This is a genomic window from Streptosporangium sp. 'caverna' (assembly GCF_003203775.1).
Classification (GTDB): Bacteria; Actinomycetota; Actinomycetes; order Streptosporangiales; family Streptosporangiaceae; genus Streptosporangium; species Streptosporangium subroseum.
The window spans coordinates 691,460-711,501 of record NZ_CP029711.1; the positions used below are offsets into that span (position 1 = coordinate 691,460).

The window sequence follows — 20,042 nt, forward strand, 5'->3', positions numbered from 1 at the left end:
GTGGTGAACACTGCGATGTGAGAGGGGTGAGGGAGGACCGCCTACGGGTGCGGTCAATCCGGCTGTTTGCTCGCCACCACCGCCGACACGGCGGCTCCTCGTCGCTGGAACCGCTGCTGGCCCTGGTCGAGCACCACGGCGAGGATGATCACGGCTCCCTTGATGAGGATCTGCCAGAACGTCGACACGCCCAGGATCACCAGGCCGTCGGCGAGGAATCCGATGACGAAGGCGCCGACGAGGGTGCCCCGTACGGTGCCCCGCCCGCCGCTCAGCGCGGCGCCGCCGATGACCACCGCGGCGATCGCGTTGAGCTCGTACGTCTCCCCGGCCTGCGGCGCCGCCGAGGTCAGCTCGGACGCGATGATGAGGCCCGCGATCGCGGCGCAGGCGCCGGAGATCACGTAGACGGCCGTCTTGACCCTGCGGATCGGCACGCCGGACAGCTCCGCCGCCCGCTCGTTGCCGCCCGTGGCGTACAGCCACCGGCCGAAGGGGCTCTTGGCGAGCAGCAGCATGACGGCGATCGCGAGGACGATCATGATCCAGATCGACGTGGGAAGGCCGAGCGGGCGTCCGCTGCCGAGAAGGCCGAAGCCCGTGTTGCCGAGCTCGGGGTTTCCGCCCAGGTTGGGATAGGTCGAGCCGTTCGAGATGAGCAGCGCGATTCCCCGCGCCACGTAGAGCATCCCGAGCGTCGCGATGAACGGCGCCACCTTGAACCGGGTGACGAGGATCCCGTTCACCAGGCCGACCAGCATGCCGACCGCGACGCAGAGCACGATGACGGCCCACACCGGCGGGTAGGCGATCAGGTCGACGAACCCGAGGTTGAGACCCTGGAGCAGCTCGCCGGCGACGACGCCGGAGAGCCCGACGATCGAGCCGACCGACAGGTCGATGCCGCCCTTGAGGATGACCAGCAGCATGCCCAGGGCGATCACGCCGTTGATCGCGACGTGCTTGGTCATCGTGATGAGGTTCGGCACGGTGAGGAAGGAGTCCGACAGCAGGCCGAAGACGATGATCAGGACCGCGAGCGCGATGAACGCGCGCAGCTCGAACACGCCGTTCAGCAGCGAGAGGCGGCGGGCCTCGGCCGCGGCCTTCCCGGGGGTGGCGGGGCCCGGCGGCGGGGCGGTGGTGGTTTTCGCAGACGTCATCGCGCACCGCCTCCGGCCGCATCGATGGCGGCGCCGTCCGACACACTCATCAGTTCCTCCCGGGTTATCTCGCCGCGCCGAAATTCGCCGACGACGACGCCGCGGGCGAGTACCAGCAGCCGGTCGGGGATGTGCAGGGCTTCCTCGGCGTCCGACGTGGTGAAGACGACGGCCAGGCCGCGTCGGGCCTGCGCCGCCATGAGCTCGAAGATGTCCGCCTTGGCGCCCACGTCGACGCCGCGCGAGGGCTCGTCCAGCAGCAGCACCCGAGGGTCGGTCAGCAGCGCCTTGCCGATGACCACCTTCTGCTGGTTGCCGCCGCTCAGCGAGCCGATGGACGCTCCGGCGCCGCTCGTCTTGACGGTGACGTCGGAGATCATCCGTTCGACGGCGCTCCGCTCCCGCTCGCGGGAGACGAACAGCCGCCGGACGAACGTGCCCAGCCCCGCCAGGGAGAGGTTCTCCCCGACCGACATCGTCTGGACGAGCCCGTCGCGCTGGCGGTCCTCGGGGACCAGGATCACGCCCCGGTCGATGTGGTCGCGGATCCCGGAGTCCCCCAGCGGGACGCCGGAGAGCATGATCTCGCCCGACACCGGCGATATCCGGCCGGCGAGCGCTTCGAGCAGTTCGGTACGGCCCGAGCCCATCAGGCCGTAGATCCCGACGATCTCGCCTTCCCTGACGGTCAGCGAGAGATCGTCGATCGCGAGGCGGTCGGGGTTGGCCGGGTCCGCCACCACGAGGCCGCGCAGGGTCAGCAGCTCGTCCCCGACGACCGGGACGCGGTCCGGGAACAGGGAGTCCTGGTCGCGGCCGACCATCTGCTCCACGATCCAGCGGATGTTCACCCCCGCGGCGTTCGACGTGGCGACGAGCTCCCCGTCGCGCAGGACGACGACGTCGTCGGCGATCTCCAGGGCCTCGTCCAGGTGGTGGGAGATGTAGACGACCGCGACCCCGCTCGCGGTCAGCTCCCGGATGACCCGGAACAGGACCTCGACCTCCGGGGCGGTGAGCGCGGAGGTGGGCTCGTCCATGATCAGCACCCGGGCCTCCTGGAGGAGGGCCCGCGCGATCTCGACGACCTGCTGCTGGCCGAGCCTGAGATCGCCGACCAGCAGGTCGGGATCCAGGTTCTCCTCCAGCCTGTGGAGGATCGCGGTGGTGGTGGCCCGCTGGGCCGAGCGGTCGATCGACCCGAAACCCCCGCTGATCTCGCGGGCCAGGAACAGGTTGTCCTGGATGCTCAGGTTGGGGCAGAGGCTGAGCTCCTGGTGGATGATCGAGATGCCCTGGTCGGCGGCGTCGCGGGGAGACAGGAGCTCGGTCGGGGTGCCGTCGAGCTCGACGTGGCCGGTGGTGGGGTGCTCGATGCCCGCCAGGATCTTCATCAGGGTCGACTTGCCGGCCCCGTTCTCGCCGAACAGCGCGGTCACCCGCCCGGGAGCGACGCCGAAGTCGACTCCCCTGAGCGCGTGCGTGCCGCCGTACACCTTGGTGACGTCACAGGCACGCAGGACGTGGGTCGAGGCCTTCACGGTCCCTCCTCGATCGAGACCGGGGTGACGGTCACGGTGGTCGGGGTCAGGGGGCTGAAGGCGCCGACGAAGGTGATCTCCTTGCCGTCCAGGCTCCCCGCGTCCAGGGTGCTGAGCAGCTTCTGCCGCATCTCGTTGTTCAGGGCGGTGGCGGCGTCGGCGTACTCCACCTGGTTGAGGAACTGCCCGAAGGTGATGAACCCGGCCGCGTCGCGCAGCGCCGTGCCGTTGATGGCCGGGCCGACCTGCACGGACACCCGGGTGCCCTTGGGCAGGCCGGGCACGGTGACGCTCATCAGCCCGGACCTCACCTCGCCGGCCGTGCCGGTGGCCTTGACCGGGAAGCTGTAGAGGCCGATGCCCTGGTGATGGCCGTATTTCTCACCGGCCGCCTCCTTGTCGGCGACAAGGGCCTTGATCAGGACGGGAAGGGCGACGGCGTCCTTCTCGATCGCGGGGACGACCTTGCTCTCGTACGTCGCGGCCCCGTACGCGACCGGGTCGAACTTCTTCGGCGCCGCGGCCGCGGCCGTCTCCGGCGAGCGGTACTGGGTGCTGAACCCGATGGCCGCCAGGAGGACCACGGCGACGGCGACGGCGATCCATCGCGCCGGGATCCGCCTGCCGGACGCCTGCGCACCACGCTGTCGCGTTGTAGCCGGCATGCTCATATGCCACTCCTCTCGGTCAGGCTGCCGCCCGCCTCCCGGCCGGCGTGGGCGGGGACGGTCTCTTGGTTCGCGTGGGCGGGGAAGGCCGCCCGGGGGTGGGACCTCTCGACCGCCTCGTGCCACGCGGTGCGCCTGGCCGTACGGTCGGGCTCGCCGGTCGCCGGCCGGAACTCGTCCGCGGACCGCGGCCGGGCTTCGAGGTCGCCGAGGGTCCACAGGCCGGCGGCCAGCCCGGCGGCGTCGGCCACCCCGAGGGACGACAGGTCGTGCTCGCCGGAGCGAGAGATCCGCCGTCCGCTGAGGTCGGCCTGGAGCTGCATCATCCGGGCGCTGCGCGTGAGGCCGCCGTCGGCGAGGAGGAGCCGCACCTCGCCCACCGTCCGCTCGACCGCGGACACGACGTCCTCGACCTGGAAGGCGACGGCCTCCAGCGCCGCGGCCACCAGCTGGCCGCGGCGGGTCCCCAGGGTCAGCCCGCTCAGCACGGCGAGCGCGTCCGGCTCCCACCAGGGCGCGCCCAGCCCGCCGAACGCCGGGACGAAGTGCACGCCGTACGACGCCTCCTGCTCCGCCTCGTCCAGGAGGGAGCGGGTGTCGGTCCCGAACAGCTCGGCGAGCCAGCTGATCGTGCGGCCGGTCGCGCGGATGTTGCCCTCCACGGCGAGCACCGGACCGGTCACGTCCCAGGCGACGCTGCGGCACAGGCCGGGAGCGTCGTCGCACTCGCCGATCGCCATCACCGACGATCCGGTGCCGTAGGTGGCCTTCACCACGCCGGGACGCCACCCGCCGTGGGCGAACATCGCGGCGTGCGAGTCGCCCATCACGGCCAGGACGGGCACGCCGTCGGGGAGCGGCGCCAGGCCGCGGACCGGGGGGAAGGCGCCGCAGGAGGGCACCACCCTCGGCAGGACCTCGCGCGGCACGCCGAACAGCTCCAGCAGGGACTCGTCCCACTGCCTCCTCGCCACGTTGAGCAGCTGGGTGCGGGAGGCGTTGCCGACCTCGATGACGTGCTCGCCGCCGAAGCGGCTGAGCAGCCAGGAGTCGACGGTGCCCAGGCAGAGCTCGCCCGCGCGGCTGCGGCGGCGGTCCGGGTCGTGGGTGTCGAGCAGCCGGCGGGCCTTCAGCGCGGAGAACATGGGGTCCAGGGGCATCCCGCTCGCCGACCGCACGGACTCCCCGGCCCCCGTGGCCGCGAGCTCGCGGCACTCCGGGGCCGTGCGCTGGTCCTGCCAGCTGATCAGGGGACCGGCCGGACGTCCCGTGTCGCGCTCCCACAGCACCAGCGACTCGCGCTGGGTGCTGAGGCCGACCCCGGCGATCCGGGAGACGAGCGAGGGGTCGACGCAGTCCGCGACCGCTCGCCGTACGCTCTCCCAGATCTCCTCGGCCGACTGCTCCACCCACCCCGGACGGGGCTGGCTCTCGGAGACCGGCACCGCCGCGCGCGAGACGACCTGGCCGCCGGGGGCGACGAGCAGCGCTTTTGTCGAGCTCGTCCCCTGGTCGACGGCCAGGACGAGCGGGCCTGCGCTATCCATGAGCCAGCAGGTCGCGCACCGCGGCGGCGATGCCGTCGGCGGTGAGCCCGAAGTGGTCGAGGAGGAACGCGGTGTTCCCCGTGGGGGCGAAGACCCGGGGGATGCCGAGGATCCGCATGGGGACCGGATGGCGGGTCACGACGACGGAGGCGACCGCGGCACCGAGGCCGCCGCTGATCGTGGCCTCCTCCGCGGTGACGATGCCGCGGGTCTCCCGGGCGGCCGCCGCGATGGCCTCCTCGTCCAGCGGGTCGATGAAGGGCATGTTGAGCACGCGCACCGAGATGCCGTCCTCGCGCAGCGAGGCGGCGGCCTGCAGCGCCCGGGAGGTCAGCGAGCCGATGGCGATCACCGTGACGTCGTCGCCGTCTTGGAGCAGGACGGACCGGCCCGGTGAGAAGGGGGCGCCCTCGGGCGTCACCACGGGCACCTTGAAACGGGGAACGCGCAGGTAGGAGGGCCTGCCGGAGGCGGCGGCCCAGCGTACGGCGGCGCGGGTCTGCACCGGGTCGGCCGGTACGAGGACGTCCAGGTTGGCGATCGCGCGCATCCAGGAGAGATCCTCGATGGAGTGGTGCGTGGGGCCCAGCTCGCCGTACGCCATGCCGGGGCTCTGGCCGCAGAGCACGACGTGCGCCTCGCTGTAGGCGATGTCGGCCTTGATCTGCTCCAGGGCGCGGCCGGTCAGGAACGGCGCCGCCGCGCAGACGAAGGGGATCTTGCCCGCGTTGGCCAGCCCCGCCGCGACACCGACGAGATCCTGCTCGGCGATGCCGACGTTGATCAGCCGCCGGGGGAACTCCTCGCGGAAGGCCACGAGATTGCTCGAACCGACCGAGTCATTGCACACCGCCATGATCCGCTCGTCCTCGCGGGCCAGCGCGATGAGCTCGGCGGCGAAGTCCTGGCGGCAGTCGAAGGTCGCCTGCTGTTCGGTGACGGTCATCCGGCCAGCTCCGCGAGTGCGGCCTCGACCTGGTCGGGGCTGGGTACCTTGTGGTGCCACTCCACCCGATCCTCCATGAACGACACGCCCTTCCCCTTGATGGTGTTGGCGATGACCACCACGGGCTTTCCGGTGGTGGAACGATCCAGTGCCTTCAGGAGGGCGAGGTGGTCGTGACCGTCGACCTCGCGCACCTCCCAGCCGAAGCTGCTCCACTTGTCGCCGAGCGGATCCAGGCGCTTGGTGTCCTCGGTCCTGGCGCCCTGCTGCAGTCTGTTGCGGTCGATCACGACGGTCAGGGACGACAGGTTGTAGTGGGCCGCGGTCATCGCGGCCTCCCAGTTGCTGCCCTCCTGGAGCTCGCCGTCGCCCAGCACCACCACGGTCCGCCAGGGCGAGCCGTCCAGGTCGGCGGCCAGCGCGCACCCCGTGGCCACGGGGAACCCGTGCCCGAGCGCCCCGGTGTTCGTCTCCACCCCGGGAACCTTGATCTTGTTGGGGTGCCCGTTGAGCGCCGAGAGCGGGGCCATGAAGGTGTCCAGCTCGGCCATGGGGAAGAAACCGCAGTGCGCCAGGGTCGAGTACAGGGCCGCCGCGCAGTGCCCCTTGCTCAGCACGAACCGGTCGCGGTTCTCCCAGCGCGGCTTCTCGGGGTCGAGAGAGAGCACCCCGTAGAAACAGGCCACCAGGATGTCGGTCACCGACAGGTCTCCGCCGATGTGCCCCAGCTGGGCGCGGGCGATCATCTTGACGACGCTCCGGCGGACCTCGTGGGACACGCGGTCCAGCTCGGCGGCGGCCTCCTCGGGGCTCCCCGTACGGATCCGCCTGGATACCTCCCGGTATTCGGTGAAACGAGTGGGATCAGCCGGCAACATGATGCGTCCGTTCCTCAGGATGGTCATTTCTCCGGCGGCGGTGCGTGATCCGCCCGCCGCGGGAGGGTGGTGTCGTGGGGGAGCACGCCGTGATCCGCCCGCTCCGGGAGAGCGTCGTGATCCGTTCCCCTCGGGTGGGCGGCGTGTCCGGCCTGCTCCGGGTGGGCGTCACCGGTCGGCGAGGACGCTGATCAGGGCGCGCTGGACGATGCGCTGTGCCGCCAGGGCGTCCTGTGCCTTCTGCGCCGCGGCGAGGCCTTCGCGGTCCACCAGACCCAGGGCGCGGTGGATGCTCTTCATCACGCGGATGCCCGCTCGGGCGGCCTCGACCGAGTCCTCCCTGAAGGGGAACTGGTCAAGCTGCCAGACGCCCTCCCAGCCCGCGTCGCGCAGGGTGTGGAAGAACTCGAAGGTCTCGGTGAGATGGACCGAGCCGACGACCATGTCGTCGTCCCAGCCCCGGTAGTTGTCGTTGACGTCGATGGCGAACAGGCGCCCGCGCGATATCGCCAGCCGCGCCGCGTCCGCCGGCGACTCGCCGCCGTAGAGCGAGTGGCCGAAGTCGAGGAGGACGCCGACGTTGGGCAGTCCGATCTCCTCGATGCCCAGCAGGGTCTTGGCCATGGAGGAGAACACCATGCTGTTGCGCGGCTCACGCGGTTTGTACTCGATCGCGAAGCGCAGGTCGGGGAAGTTCGTCGCGAGCTCGCGCACCGCGTCGAGGGAGAACCGCCACAGCTCGGAGTGGTCGGACTGGAACGGGTAATCCCATCCGTCCTGGCCCGGCCAGAGCTTGACGTAGTCGCAACCGAGCTCCCTGGCCGTCTCCGCGCCCTGTGAGACCAGCTCGATGGCCTGCCGGCGCACCTGGGGGTCGGGGTTGGTGAACGCTCCACGGACAAAACGCCTGGTGTAGATCTCCGGTGTGACCGCGATGGCTCGCAGGCCGTTGCGCTTGAGCGCCGTCTTCACGTCGTCGAGTGGCAGGTCCGGGGGATCAAACGGGAACGTCAGGTCGACCACCGACAGATCACCGACCTGACCTGCGAGGTCAATCGCCTCCAGCGTGCTGACCGGCGGGCCGTATCCATCCGTCGCATATCGATCCACATACCGGCCGAAGTGCCAGATGCCTGCGCCGAAGGTCGGCTCTTGAATATCTATGCGTGAGTGACTAGACATAACCATGACGGTAGGATTAGCCGGACGTCTATGTCAACGAAATCTTTTAGCAACATAAGAATGAGTTTCGGAGCGTCCTATGGGGTCGCCGCCGCGAGCTGGGTCATGCTCTCCGGCTGCTCCGAGGCTTGGCGTCTTTTCCCACAGCTAACCACGCTTGACCTGGGCTTTCGCCAAATCAGACCATGTTTGACCCGGTCTTTCCCCGATGTCGGATGTCATTCTGATGATCTAGGTTGCAATTTCGGTCCGCCTATAATGAGGACCGCTTTGCGGCCTTGCCGCCTGCGTCGCTCGCGTCATGTGTCGCCGTGCGGCCCGTGCCGCTCATGCCGCTCGCGTCGTGTGCCGCTCACGTTGCGTGTCGCCTTTGCTGCTTGCGTCGCTCGCATGGCGTGCCGTCCGTGCCCGTTCGCGTGGCGGGTCGTTCGTGCCGTTCGTGCGGTCCGCGTCGCCTCGCCGACGGGACCGCTCCGCTGTCTCGCCGCCTGCGAGGGTCGCCGCCTGGGCCGTCCCGCCATCCGCGAGGGCCGCCGCCTCGCCATCCGCGAGGACCGTCGCCTCGCCGCCCGCGAGGGCTGCCATGTGAGTCGTTGCCCATGAGGGCCGCCTGTCCGCGCTGTCCCGTTGTCACCCGGGGGGCGCGATGTGAGCCGTTGTGGGGCTGTTGTGTAAGTCGTTACCCGTGAGGGCCGCCGTACTCCGGCTCGCCGTCCGAGGAGGCCGCCTGGCCTGCTGTTTGTCGTCCGCCGGGCGGGAGATCGGGCGCCGGTGGCTCCGGAGGGCTCGTCTGAGGCGGGGGCTCGGGAGGCTCTCCTGACGTGCGGCGATGTTTACTGTGTGATTGGTGGGAATTTGTGTCCGTTTAGGCGACTGACTCGCGTGGCTTACTCTCTCTTCGTAGTATCTATGCCAAACCGTGACCATGACCTGTAAGCCTTAGCAGCCGATGTAAACCGGTCGATCAACCTGGAACGGGGAGAAACTGTGCGGAAGTCCAAGACGCGGCGTCGAGTCGCGGTCAAGACAGCCGCGATCTCAGCAGTAGGCGCGGGCATCATTTTCGGTGCAGTGCCTGCGATCGCCTCCATGTCCGCTGCTCCCAAAGCCGTGAACTACACCTGCACGGTCGGGGGCACAGGTGCGTCGACCGTTCCGTACGCGTTCCAGATGGATCTCGCCGGCCCGTTGACGACGCCGACGCCGAACGCGACCGTCGTGGCGACGTGGAAGATCGGGCAGCCCCTCGCCTCCCCGTTCATCACCACCTCCGCGAGCATTCCGGCGACCGGTCGCCTCATCGTCGACGCGGACGTGGCGATCAACGGCGTTCCCCTCGCGGTCGCCTCGGAGCTCCGCGCGGTCGTCGCCACCGCCGCCCCGGCCGCGGCGACGGCAGGCCAGCAGCTGACGCCGCCCCCCATGCTCATCACGGTGACGCCCACGGCGGCCGGCGCCGTCACGCTCCGGCCGGACGCCTTCACCCTGCTGGTGGACACCGGGACCGGGACTTCCGAGACCGAGCTGCTCGACTGCAGCGTCACCGCGGCGGAGGCGGCCGCCGGGGCGACGGTGATCAACGTGCAGACCGCGGGCGCCTCGACCGGGCCCTCGTCGACCCCGCCTGCGACTCCGCCCACGTCGCCCTCGAACACGCCTCCGATCACCACGCCCGAGCCGACCGTCACCCTCACCAGGACCAAGACGGCGGAGCCGGTCAAGACGAACCAGATCGAGAAGACCCCCGACGGCGCAGCCGCCACGGGCGGCGGCGGGGACGCCGGGCCGGACGCCCGTCTCATCATGTTCAGTGGCGCGCTGATGGTGGCGTTCGCCGGAATCGGCGGGCTGGTGCTGCGGCGCCGTACCGCGACCCGAGGCTGATCGGGGTGGCCGGATGAGCACTCCGACGCCGGAAGGACGGCCGCCGGGGTATTCCGGGCCCGAGCCGCACTATCGGCAGGTGCCGGTCCAGCCGCCGTACGGGCACCCTGGTTATCAGCAGCAGGGCTACCAGCAGCCGGGATATCAGCAGTACGGCCCGCCGTACGAGGAGTGGCAGCCCGAGGCGCCCGTCGTCGCCGGCGGCCGGATCATGCGGTCGGTGCTCATCCTGGCGGGAATCGCCGGGGTGGTCACGGTGCTCGTCGGCATGCTGTTCGTGCTCGCTGCGCCCGAGGAGTACGGCCTGGCCGACCAGCGCACCACACTGCCGCCGCGGAGCCAGGTGAACGCCGCGGAACCGGTGAACCCGTACTTCCAGGCGCCCGCGAACGCCCCGCCACCCGTGCCGAGCCTCCCGGCGGCCCCGGCCATGCAGCCGTCGACCCCGGTGCGCCTGGTCATCCCGAGGCTCGGCGTCAACGCGCCGATCAAGTCCGTCGGGCTCGACAGGCAGGGCGCGATCGAGGTGCCGCCGGTCTCCGCCGCGAACCTGGTCGGCTGGTACCGTTCGGGACCCACACCGGGGGAGGCCGGGCCCGCGATCCTGCTCGGGCACAAGGACACGCGCTCGGGAAGCGCGGTCTTCACTCGCCTCGACGAGATCCGCAACGGCGACGTCATCGAGGTGCACCGCAAGGACGGCATCATCGCGGTGTTCACCGTGGGCGGTCTCGAACAGGCGGGGAAGACGACGTTCCCGACGCAGCGGGTGTACGGCGAATCACCCAACCCCCAGCTTCACGTGATCACGTGCGGTGGCACCTACGACCGCACGACCGGCCACTACACCGACAACGTCATCGCCTACGCGACCATGACGAGCACCCGCAAGGAATGAGCGCCGCCGGCCTGCCGGCAATCCACGCGGTCAGGAACGGCCGATGGGGAACGGCCACGGGTCCACGCGGTCGGGGCGGGCCGATGGGGCCGCGGGTCTGTCCGGTGGAGAGGGATCCGGGTGGGCCGGAGGCAGGCCTGTGGACGGCGTCCGCGCACGGTAGACGACGGGGAAGGGCCCCGGGTCTGTCCGGTGGAGAGGGATCCGGGTGGGCCGGTGGGCGGCGTTCACGCGTCCGCGCGCACGGTAGATGAAAAGTGATGGGTTGCTCCCGTGGTCATGCGGTTAGGCTGCCTCCGTGGTCATACGGATCGTCATCGCCGAGGATTCCCTGCTGGTGCGAGAGGGCGTGCGGCGGGTGCTCGACCTGCGAGACGACCTTGAGGTGGTCGCCATCTGCGCCGACCTGCCCGGCCTGCTGACGGCCGTCGGCGAGCACGTCCCCGACGTGGTGGTGACCGATATCCGGATGCCGCCCACGTTCACGGACGAGGGGATCCAGGCGGCCATCCGGCTCCATCAGACCCACCCGGGCATCGGAGTGGTGGTGCTCTCCCAGTACGCCGAGCCCGCGTACGCGACGCCGTTGCTCGCCTCCGGCAGCGCCGGGCGGGCCTATCTGCTCAAGGAGCGGCTCAGCGACCCCCGCGAGCTGATCGAGGCGGTTCGCTCGGTGGCCAGGGGCGGTTCGGTCATCGACCCCGCCGTGGTCGAGGCTCTGGTCGCCGACTCGATCCACGCGCGGTCCTCGCCCCTTGCCGGCCTGACCCCGAGGGAGCGTGAGGTGCTGGCCCACATCGCGCAGGGCAAGAGCAACGCGGCCGTGGGAATGGCGCTCTCCCTCACCGAGCGGGCGGTGGAGAAACACATCAACACCCTGTTTCCCAAGCTCGGCCTCGGCCCCGAACCGGACATCAACCGCCGGGTCATGGCGGTGCTGCTCTACCTGTCCGCCCAGGTGTGACAGCAGTCCCGCAGCGAGGCGTGCACCTGTCCGCTCAGGTGTGACAGCCGCCCGACAGCCGTCGGCATCAAGTGCGGGCACGTGTCCGTCCGTTCAAGCGGGTGGTCCCCGTGGTCGTCGGCACGGGGCGCGGGCCCGTATCCGTCCGCCCAGGTGGAACGGTCGCCGTGTGATCATCCGTACGGGGTGCTGGCACGCCGGGACCGTGGTGGTCACACCCTTGGAGCGCGCCTGGGGTTGGGGAAGACTGAAGAGGTGACAGCGTTGGGGAAAGGCGAATGGCCATCGTGACGGCGTCCACGGTTGACGTGCTCATCGTGGACGACCAGGCCCCGTTCCGGTCGGTTGCGCGCTCCCTCGTCCGCCTCCTGCCCGGGTGGCGCGTGGTGGGCGAGGCGGCTACCGGTGAGGACGCCTTCGAGATGGCCACGGCGGCCCGCCCCGGCATGATCCTGATGGACATCAACCTTCCCGGCATCAGCGGGATCGAGGCGACCCGCCGCATCCTCGCCCACGCACCCGAGATCACGATCGTGCTGCTGTCGACCTACGCGGTGGAGGACCTTCCTCCGGACGCGGGGACCTGCGGTGCCGTGGCCTATGTCCGCAAGGACGACCTCACCCCGGCGGTGCTGCGGGCCCTGCCCGTCTGAGCGCGAGACCTGTGGCGCCGTGGCCTGTGTCCGCAAGGACGACCTCACTCCGGCGGTGCTGCGGGCCCTGCCCGTCTGAGCGCGAGACCTGTGGCGCCCGTGGCCCATGTCCGCAGGGACGACCTCACTCCGGCGCCGCCGGATTCCATCCGTCCGATGGTGAGAGACCGGGGGAGGAACGCCCCGTCGATGAGGCCGTTGGAGGATTCGCCCCGCAGGACGCCGCGGGAGGACCTCCTCAGCGAGGGTTCAGGATCTCGGTGATCCGGAGGAACCCGTCTCCGCCGTGACCTCGTCCGATGGCGCGGCGCGCCAGGCCCTCGGCCGCACGCATCACACCCGCGTCGATGCCGTGGGCCTCGGAGGCGTGGACGATATGGGCCATGGACGACACCGCCGAGGTGATCGGGTTGCCCTCACCGGAGAACCTCCCGCTGTCCACTTCCTCCGCCTCCTGCTCGAAGAGCGGCGGAAGGATCGTGCCGATGCCCTTGGCGAACGGTGCCAGCTCCCGCGCGGTGATCCCCTCGGCCCTCGCCACCGCCAGCGCGTGCGCATAACCCGCCATCGCGGTCCAGAAGATGTCGAGCAAGGCGATGTCGTATGCGGCCGCCCGGCCGACTTCCTCACCGAGGTGGGTGTGGGCGCCACCCAAGGCGTCCAGCACCGGCCGGTGCCGGCGGTAAAGCTCCTCGGGGCCGCTGTAGATGAACGTCGCGGCCGGGGTCCCGATGGTCGTGGTCGGCGTCATGATCGCGCCGTCCAGGTATTCGATGCCGTGCTCCGCAGCCCAGGTCGCGGTGTTCCGGGCCCGGTCGGGGGTGTCGGCGGTCAGGTTCACCACGGTGCGCCCCTTGAGCGCGTCGGTGACCGCGTCGCGCCGCACGATGGCGTCCGCCGCGTCGTAGTTCACCACGCAGACCACGGTCAACCCGCTTGCGGCGACCGCCGTTTCGGGCGATCGGGCGCCGACCGCGCCCCGCTCGACCAACTCCCGATTCCTGCCCGGCGTCCGGTTCCAGACCGTGGTCCGCAGGCCGGCGTCCAGGAAGGCGCCGGCCAGGGCCCGGCCCATCGGCCCCAGGCCGAGCACGGTGACGGCAGACTGTTCGGTGTACGAGGTCATGCTTCAACTCCTCAAGACGAACCAGCAAATGGCGATGAGATGGGATGAGATGACGCGTAGCCGGGCACAGGACCCCAATGCCTGCGGAGTGACCGCCGCGATCGCCGTGATCGACGGCAAGTGGAAGACGCTTCTGCTCTGGCTCCTGGAATCCGGTCCGCACCGTCCCGGCGAGCTGCGCCGGCGGCTGCCGGGCCTCACCGAGAAGGTGCTGACTCAGACGCTCCGGGAGATGGAGACCGACGGACTGGTCCACCGGGAGGTGCACGATGTGCGGCCGCTGAAGACCGTGTACTCCCTGACCACGTTCGGCCGCGAACTCTCCGAAGCGCTGGCGCCGCTCTCCGACTGGGGACACCGGCGCCTGGAGAAGCTGGCCGAGTTCGAACCGGTCTCCTGATGCACCGCCGACCTCCCCGTCTCATCTGGACCTGACGGCCCGCAGGCCGCCCACGACCAAGCTTCAGGCCGTCCAGGTCCGCCGACAAGTACCCACAAAAAAGTGGCTACCGCAGGCGGCACGTGGGCCTACCGGGCCTGACCACGGCGGCCGGGCTAGGCCGGTTGAACGGAACTGCCTCAGATCGAACGGGGTACAACGGGACGGACCTCACTCCGGCATGGACCCCGCCCGTCTGAGGGCCAGCCGGGCCGCCTGACGGCCGCCCATGCCGTGAACGCCCGCGCCGGGCGGGGTGCTCGCCGAGCACAGGTAGAGCCCGGGCACCGGGGTCGCCCACGGGTGAGGCGAGTAGGCCGGTCGGCCCACGAACTGGCTCAGCCGCGCCGAGCCGCCCCCTATGTCGCCGCCGACCAGGTTGGCGTTGTGCGCCTCCATGGCCGCCGGGCCCATCACGCTCCGCGCCAGGACAAGGTCGCGGAACCCCGGTGCGAACCGTTCGATCTGGGCCTCGATCGCCCCGGTCATGTCCACCCCGGAGCCGTTCGGCACGTGGCAGTAGGCCCACAGGACATGTGACCCTGCGGGCGCGCGCGTGCTGTCGGCCACGCAGGGCTGGACGAGCAGGACGTACGGACGTTCGGGATGCCCTCCCCGCGCGACCGTCGCCTCGCTCACGGCGATCTCCTCCAGGGTGCCGCCGAGATGGACGGTGCCGGCGCCGGCCACGGCCGGGTCGCTCCAGGGGACGGGACCCGACAGCGCCCAGTCGACTTTGAAGACGCCGGGCCCGTACCGGTAGCGTTCCAGCCGCCGCCGGTAGCCCGGAGGCAGCCGGTGCCCCGCCACGGCGACCACCTGGCGCGGCGTGAGGTCGAGAAGGACCGAGGTGGCGTCGGGAAGCTCGTCCAGGCTGCGGACGGTCCGGTCGGAGACGACCTCCCCGCCGCTCCGCACGATACGGGCGACGAGAGCGTCGGCGAGCACCTGCGAACCGCCCCGGACCACCGGCCAGCCGACCCGGTGGGCCAGGGCCGCCAGGAGCAGGCCGTAGCCGGCGGTGATGGGCGCGCGGAGATCGAGCATCGAGTGGGCGCCCATGCCCGCGAGGGCCGCGCGAGCCTCCGTGGTGCGGAACGCGGAGCGGGCGAGCCAGGTCAGGGGCAGCGCGCCCGCTACCGCGAAGCGGGCCGCACGCAGTGGAGCCCTGGGCAGAGCCAGCGGGGAGAGCAGGGTGTCGACCAGCCGGCTGCCCCCGCGAGAGGTCGCGCCCACGGTGGCCCGCCAGGCCGCCGCGTCCCGTCCGAGCGAGCGCGCGGTGCGGTCCAGATCTCGATGGACGAGCACGGCGGAGCGCCCGTCCAGGGGATGGGCGGCGGGAACGGGGGGATGCGCCCACTCCACCGTGTCCTTCTCCAGGTCCAGCTCCCGGAACGCCGGGGAGGCCAGCGCGAGAGGCAGCACGGTGGCGCAGACGTCGTGGTGGAATCCGGGAAGCGTGAGCTCCTCCGTGCGCAGCCCGCCGCCGAACCGGTCGGCGGCCTCCACCAGCAGGACGCGCCGTCCCGCTTCCGCCATGGTGACGGCGGCGACCAGGCCGTTGGGCCCGGAGCCGACCACGACCGCGTCGAAACCGTCGGCCCGGCTCATGGGGCCTCCCCGGCGTCGGGGCCGTCGGTCCGGCTCACGTTCTTTTCAGAGTCGAGGCCGTCGGTCCGGTTCGCGCTCTTTCCGGCGTCGGGGCCGTTGGTTCGGCCCGTGCCCTTCCCGGCGTCGAGGCCGTCCGCCCGGCTCATGGGGCCTCCCCGATCGGGATCTCCCCGCGGACCGTCGTGCCCGCGCTCCGCTCGGACTCGACGAACAGCAGGCCGCCGATCGCGCCGAGGCGGTCGGTCATGTTCACGAAGCCGTGCCCCTCGCCGGTCCCGGCGGCGAAACCGAGGCCGTCGTCGGAGACCGAGAAGCGCAGCGTCTCGCTGTCCGCGTGGATCCGCACCTCGATGGAGGCGTCGGGTCCCGCGTGCTTGCCCGCGTTCTGGATGGCCTCCAGGCAACAGAAGTAGACGGCGGCCTCGATCTCCTCCGGATATCGGCGGGGCAGGTCCACGTCGACCTGGTAGGGCAGGGACACCCTCCGGGTGACGGAGCGCATGGCCTCGCCCAGGCCGTGGTTGCGCAGGAGCGGCGGGTAGATCCCGTGGGCGAGCTCGCGGAATGTCGCGTTGGTGTTCTGCACGTCGCTGTGCAACTCCTCGAGTAGCTCCGCGGCCAGGGCCGGGTCCTCTTTGATGATCTCGCGGGCCAGTCCAAGCTTGACAGAGAGGGTGACAAGGTGTTGCTGTGCTCCGTCGTGCAGGTCGCGTTCGATGGCCCGGCGGGAGGCGTCCGCCGCGGTGACGATCCGCAGGCGTGAGGCCTGCAGTTCCTCGTTGCGCTGGCGCAGCTCCTCCAGCGACGCCTGGAGCGCCGAGTCCAGCCGCATGTTGTGCAGGGCGAGCCCGACCTGCCGGGCGAGTTCGATGAGCACCCGGTCGTCCTCCTCGGTGAAGTCGAGCCCCTCGGGCGTCCGCCTCACCACGAGCAGCCCGAGCAGGTCTCCCAGGTGCGCGGCCGGGGCCACCCGTACCGGCGCCTCCTGCGGGTGGCCGGCGAGCAGGCCGGGCAGCCAGACCCCCATCCAGGCGGGTCCGCCGATCCGGGTGCGGCCGACGACGAGACGCTCTTTGTCGTTGAGGGTGATCTGCCCGCCGGGTCGCTCCGGCACGCTCACGGTCCTGTGCAGGAGGCCGTCGGTTCCGACCCAGACCTCCGCCCCCGCCGGGCCGAGGGTGGCCCGGAGCGACTCCACCAGCTGGAGCAGCAGCTCGTCGAAGGGGACGGCCCGGCTCATCCGCGCGCCGAAGGAGGCCAGCGCCTCCTCCGGGGTCTGACCGCGCCTGCCCAGCAGGGACTGGCCGAACGACACCAACCGGAACCGCAGGGGCAGCGCCAGCACGACGGCCGTCAGGGCCGCGACGACGCTGGCCACCAGAACCTCGCGTTCGGGACCGACGGGGGAGCGGGCGAGTCCGATGATCACGACCAGGTAGACCGAGACCACCAGCATGGCCAGCCCGGCGACGACCACGGCCTCGACCAGCGCCTGCTCGGCGAGCCTGGACGTCACCGGGAGCTGACTGAGAAGGAGTCCCGCCGGCATCACGACCAGGGCCGCGAGGATCCACGGGAGCAGCTCTCCGGGGGTGCCGAGCAGCATGTTCAGCGCGATCAGCACGGCGTCCGCCGCCGCGGTCACGACGGCCGCGGCGGCGACCCACTGCAGCGTGCGACGGCGTGCGGCCGGTGCTTTCGGGCAGCGCAGCGCCACCGCCCCGAGGGCGACGGCGCACGCTCCCAGCGCGGCCGCGATCAGTGGTCCCCGGTCGAGGGCCGTACCGGTGGCGAGCAGCCCGGCCGTCCAGCCGAGCCCGGCGACCGCCGCCCCCGCCGCGACGGCCCGGCGCGGCCACGAGCCGAGGACGCCGTCGGGAAGGCCGAGCCCGCAGGCCAGCCAGGCGGCGACCGCGAGCGGAGCGCAGGCGGGCCAGATGCCCGCCGCGGCCTGGGTCACGGCGATGAGGCCCGACGCCCGTGCCAGCGCGGGCCTGCCGGCCGTCAGGACGCCGAGGGCGACGAGCGCCCAGACGGCGGCCACGACGGCGGATGCGAGGACCATCGTTCACTCCGTTCGCAGGACGTGGCCGATGCGCAGCCGGGTGGCGACGCGACCCGGCCAGGCCGCCAGAAGGTTGGCGAGCAGGAGGGTCACCGGTCCGGCCAGGAGCAGCGCCCACAGGGCCAGCGGCGGCACGTAGACCAGCGGGGCGATGTCCGCGACGGTCCTCCACAGGGTGCGGCCGAACGCCACGCCGAGCGGCACTCCGAAGAGCAGCCCCACGACCGCCAGCAGCGTGGCCTGGGTGACCACCATCCAGCGGGCCTGTGGACGGGTCATGCCCAGCGCGCGCAGCACGGCCACCTCGTGCCGCCTCCGCCGTACGGTGGTCGCCAGCGCGTGGCCGACCGCCCCCACGGCGAGCAGTGCGAGGAACCCGGCGAGCAGGACGGGCAGGGACTGGACGTCACGGATCTGCGCCACCTGCGGGAGCGGTGCGGGTTCGGTGAACGGCAGGCCCCCGCCCCCGGGCGGAGCCGTGGCGGACTCCAGCCGCCGTTTCACGGCGGCGAGGTCGGTCCCGGGGCGCAGGACGATCTCCGCGCCGTGAAACTTGAACGCGAAGTAGGCCCCGGCGAAGAGCCGGTCGTATCCGGCCGGGATGACCCATCCCCCATCGGCATAGCCGTTGTGCGGTCCCTCCGGCATGAAGCCGATGCCGGTGACCGTCATCGTCACCGGCGTGGGACCGCCGCCCATCGGGACCCTGCCGCCGACGGCGACGCCGAGGGCGTCCGCGCTCGACGGCCCGAGAACGATCTCTTCCGGCGTCGCCGGCATCCGGCCTTCGAAAAGCACCACGGGCAGCGGCCCGCCCACCGGGTCATAGGTGTAGACGGTGACCGGTGCGCTCTTGGACCTCTCCGCCCCAGCCCCGGTTGCCGTCCCCGACCTCGTCGCCGGCACCTCCGCCTCCGCCACCGCGATCCTCGCGTCGTTGACCGCCTGAACGGCCGGGTCGCGGGCCACCGTCTCCAGCATCTGCCGGTACGACGGCACGAAGTCCTCGTTGTTGAAGCCGAGGAAGATCTCCAGCTGGTGGGTCTGTCCGAACCTGGCCGGGTTCTCGGTCGCGTCGCGAACACCGGCGGAGAAGGTGAACGCGGCGAGCACCCCGACGACCCCGGCTATGGCCCCCACCAGGGCAGGGCGGACCGGGACCGCACTCTTGCCGCGCCCCGGCTCCAGGGCGAAGCGGGCGCCGATCACGATCGGGACCGGCAGACCCGCGCGGGCCGCCGCCAGCGCCACCGCGGAGCGGCGTCCCGAGATCCTGCCACGCGTCGCGACCAGCGCGAGGGCGGCCGAGGCCGCGGATCCCGCCAGCACGAGGGCGAGGATCAATCCCCAGCCCGTCCCCAGGACCAGCCAGTCGACGTCGAATCCGGGACGGGGTTCGAGCAGGGACGCCGCGCCGATCGGCATCCACGTGGAGGCGATCGCGGCGGACACGATCCCGAGAGCGGTCCCGGCGAGCGCGGCGAGGAACGGCCCGGCCGACGCCGCGACGACCGCCTGCCGCGGGGTCAGCCCCACGGCGCGCAGCACCTGCAGGTCGGCCATGGTCGCGGCCGTGTACCGGGCCACCGACTGGCCGATCAACACGATCGCCGCGGCCAGCGCGGCAAGCCCGAAGGCGAGCAGGGAGGCGGCCTCGAAGTGGGCGACCTGGCGAGACGGTGCGATGATCTTCGTCTCGATGTTCCACATGTCGATGTCCGAGCGCTTCGAGGCGCGGACGAGTCCTTCGCGGAAGGCGGGGATCGCAGCCTCGCCGCCCTTCAGCCGGATCAGGGCGTTGATGTATCCCTTCGGGCCGACGATGTTCGCGCGATACCTGGCGAACAGCGCGGCCGAGGGGAGCACACCGCCCCTGTCCCCGAGCTTCTCGGCGAACCACGTCGAGCGGATGACGCCGACGATCGTGACGGGAACCGAGGGGCCGAGCAGCGGGTCGCCGCCGGAGGGATCGAAGTCGTCGCTTCCGGCCTGCTCCACCGACATCAGGCGCAGGGTCAGGCCGTCGCCCACCCCCCGGTGGTGTAAGGCGGGGAACCGCGAGCTGACCACGACCTCGTCGATCCGGGCGGGGTCGGGTAGCCGTCCTTCGAGGACGACGGGCCGTTCGATGGTCCGCAGGAGTTCGTCGTCGATCGGAGGGAACGCCGATACCTCCTCCGAGTTGGAGACGCCGTCCACGCCGAAGCCCGACACCGGAAACTCCGTGAGCGCCTCGACCTGCGGGAGCGCCCGGATCCCGGCCCAGTCGAAGCCGGGCTCGTTGGGGAGCACGGCCACGGTGGCGGGAAGCGTCAGGGCGGCGAGCCTGTCGACCGCGGTGCCGCCGCGGCGGGCGCCCGCGACCGAGGCCAGGACGGTCGCGGTGGCGAAGGCCACGAGCAGCGCGAGCACCACCAGGGAGCGCCAGCGCCTCCGCAGCTCCAGCCGGAACCAGGTGACTGTCACGACCATGATCG

General features: G+C 71.3%; 17 protein-coding genes. 5 read left to right on the plus strand and 12 right to left on the minus strand.

Features of this window, described 5'->3' with window-relative positions; all coding sequences use genetic code 11:
• Positions 1-53: 53 nt before the first annotated feature.
• From DKM19_RS03310 to DKM19_RS03340, 7 genes are all read right to left on the minus strand, one after another.
• The gene (locus tag DKM19_RS03310) at positions 54-1,163 is read right to left on the minus strand and encodes an ABC transporter permease (protein WP_110694433.1); all 1,110 of its coding nucleotides are present in this window, start codon (positions 1,161-1,163) and stop codon (positions 54-56) included.
• On the minus strand, positions 1,160-2,704 hold the full coding sequence (locus DKM19_RS03315; protein WP_110694434.1) for a sugar ABC transporter ATP-binding protein: 1,545 nt from the start codon (positions 2,702-2,704) through the stop codon (positions 1,160-1,162). Before DKM19_RS03315 ends, DKM19_RS03310 begins: the two co-directional genes overlap by 4 nt.
• Entirely contained in the window at positions 2,701-3,375 is a 675-nt protein-coding gene (locus tag DKM19_RS03320) for a DUF2291 family protein (protein ID WP_110694435.1), read from the minus strand. Before DKM19_RS03320 ends, DKM19_RS03315 begins: the two co-directional genes overlap by 4 nt.
• Positions 3,372-4,919 carry an FGGY family carbohydrate kinase gene (locus DKM19_RS03325; RefSeq protein ID WP_110694436.1) on the minus strand — a complete coding sequence of 516 codons (1,548 nt, stop codon included), beginning with the start codon at positions 4,917-4,919 and terminating at the stop codon, positions 3,372-3,374. The genes DKM19_RS03320 and DKM19_RS03325 overlap by 4 nt, the downstream gene beginning before the upstream one ends.
• Entirely contained in the window at positions 4,912-5,865 is a 954-nt protein-coding gene (locus tag DKM19_RS03330) for a transketolase family protein (protein WP_110694437.1), read from the minus strand. Before DKM19_RS03330 ends, DKM19_RS03325 begins: the two co-directional genes overlap by 8 nt.
• A complete protein-coding gene (locus tag DKM19_RS03335) occupies positions 5,862-6,743 on the minus strand; it encodes a transketolase (RefSeq protein WP_110705457.1) in 882 nt (293 codons plus the stop codon). The genes DKM19_RS03330 and DKM19_RS03335 overlap by 4 nt, the downstream gene beginning before the upstream one ends.
• A 168-nt stretch (positions 6,744-6,911) precedes the next feature.
• Positions 6,912-7,925 carry a sugar phosphate isomerase/epimerase family protein gene (locus tag DKM19_RS03340; RefSeq protein WP_110694438.1) on the minus strand — a complete coding sequence of 338 codons (1,014 nt, stop codon included), beginning with the start codon at positions 7,923-7,925 and terminating at the stop codon, positions 6,912-6,914.
• A gap of 1,089 nt (positions 7,926-9,014) precedes the next feature.
• Here DKM19_RS03340 and DKM19_RS03345 point away from each other — a divergent pair.
• The 4 genes from DKM19_RS03345 to DKM19_RS03360 all read left to right on the plus strand — a co-directional run bounded on the left by DKM19_RS03345 (position 9,015) and on the right by DKM19_RS03360 (position 12,324).
• Entirely contained in the window at positions 9,015-9,809 is a 795-nt protein-coding gene (locus DKM19_RS03345; RefSeq protein WP_162641271.1) for a hypothetical protein, read from the plus strand.
• A gap of 13 nt (positions 9,810-9,822) precedes the next feature.
• Entirely contained in the window at positions 9,823-10,707 is an 885-nt protein-coding gene (locus tag DKM19_RS03350; protein WP_110694440.1) for a class F sortase, read from the plus strand.
• Positions 10,708-11,011: 304 nt separating this feature from the next.
• A complete protein-coding gene (locus DKM19_RS03355; protein ID WP_204359022.1) occupies positions 11,012-11,671 on the plus strand; it encodes a response regulator transcription factor in 660 nt (219 codons plus the stop codon).
• A 278-nt stretch (positions 11,672-11,949) separates the two neighbouring features.
• On the plus strand, positions 11,950-12,324 hold the full coding sequence (locus DKM19_RS03360; protein WP_110694442.1) for a response regulator transcription factor: 375 nt from the start codon (positions 11,950-11,952) through the stop codon (positions 12,322-12,324).
• Between the two features lie 238 nt (positions 12,325-12,562).
• Here the strand turns inward: DKM19_RS03360 and DKM19_RS03365 are convergent, their stop codons facing one another.
• Positions 12,563-13,450, minus strand: a complete 888-nt coding sequence (locus DKM19_RS03365) for an NAD(P)-dependent oxidoreductase (RefSeq protein WP_110694443.1) — start codon at positions 13,448-13,450, stop codon at positions 12,563-12,565.
• 49 nt (positions 13,451-13,499) lie between these two features.
• Between DKM19_RS03365 and DKM19_RS03370 the strand changes: the two genes are divergently transcribed.
• Positions 13,500-13,850 carry a helix-turn-helix domain-containing protein gene (locus DKM19_RS03370; RefSeq protein ID WP_110694444.1) on the plus strand — a complete coding sequence of 117 codons (351 nt, stop codon included), beginning with the start codon at positions 13,500-13,502 and terminating at the stop codon, positions 13,848-13,850.
• A 210-nt stretch (positions 13,851-14,060) separates the two neighbouring features.
• On the opposite strand, the gene DKM19_RS03375 is transcribed toward DKM19_RS03370, so the two are convergent.
• Genes DKM19_RS03375 through DKM19_RS03385 form a run of 4 tightly spaced genes read right to left on the minus strand, consistent with a single transcriptional unit; the run spans position 14,061 to position 20,037 of the window.
• Complete coding sequence (locus DKM19_RS03375; RefSeq protein WP_110694445.1) at positions 14,061-15,500, minus strand: NAD(P)/FAD-dependent oxidoreductase; 1,440 nt, start codon at positions 15,498-15,500, stop codon at positions 14,061-14,063.
• Positions 15,497-15,646, minus strand: coding sequence for a hypothetical protein (locus tag DKM19_RS49265; protein WP_162641272.1), 150 nt, complete (start codon positions 15,644-15,646; stop codon positions 15,497-15,499). Before DKM19_RS49265 ends, DKM19_RS03375 begins: the two co-directional genes overlap by 4 nt.
• Positions 15,643-17,565, minus strand: a complete 1,923-nt coding sequence (locus DKM19_RS03380; protein ID WP_110694446.1) for a histidine kinase — start codon at positions 17,563-17,565, stop codon at positions 15,643-15,645. Before DKM19_RS03380 ends, DKM19_RS49265 begins: the two co-directional genes overlap by 4 nt.
• A gap of 3 nt (positions 17,566-17,568) precedes the next feature.
• Positions 17,569-20,037: an ABC transporter permease gene (locus DKM19_RS03385; protein ID WP_110694447.1), complete on the minus strand. Its 2,469-nt coding sequence runs from the start codon at positions 20,035-20,037 to the stop codon at positions 17,569-17,571.
• Between the last annotated feature and the right edge of the window lie 5 nt (positions 20,038-20,042).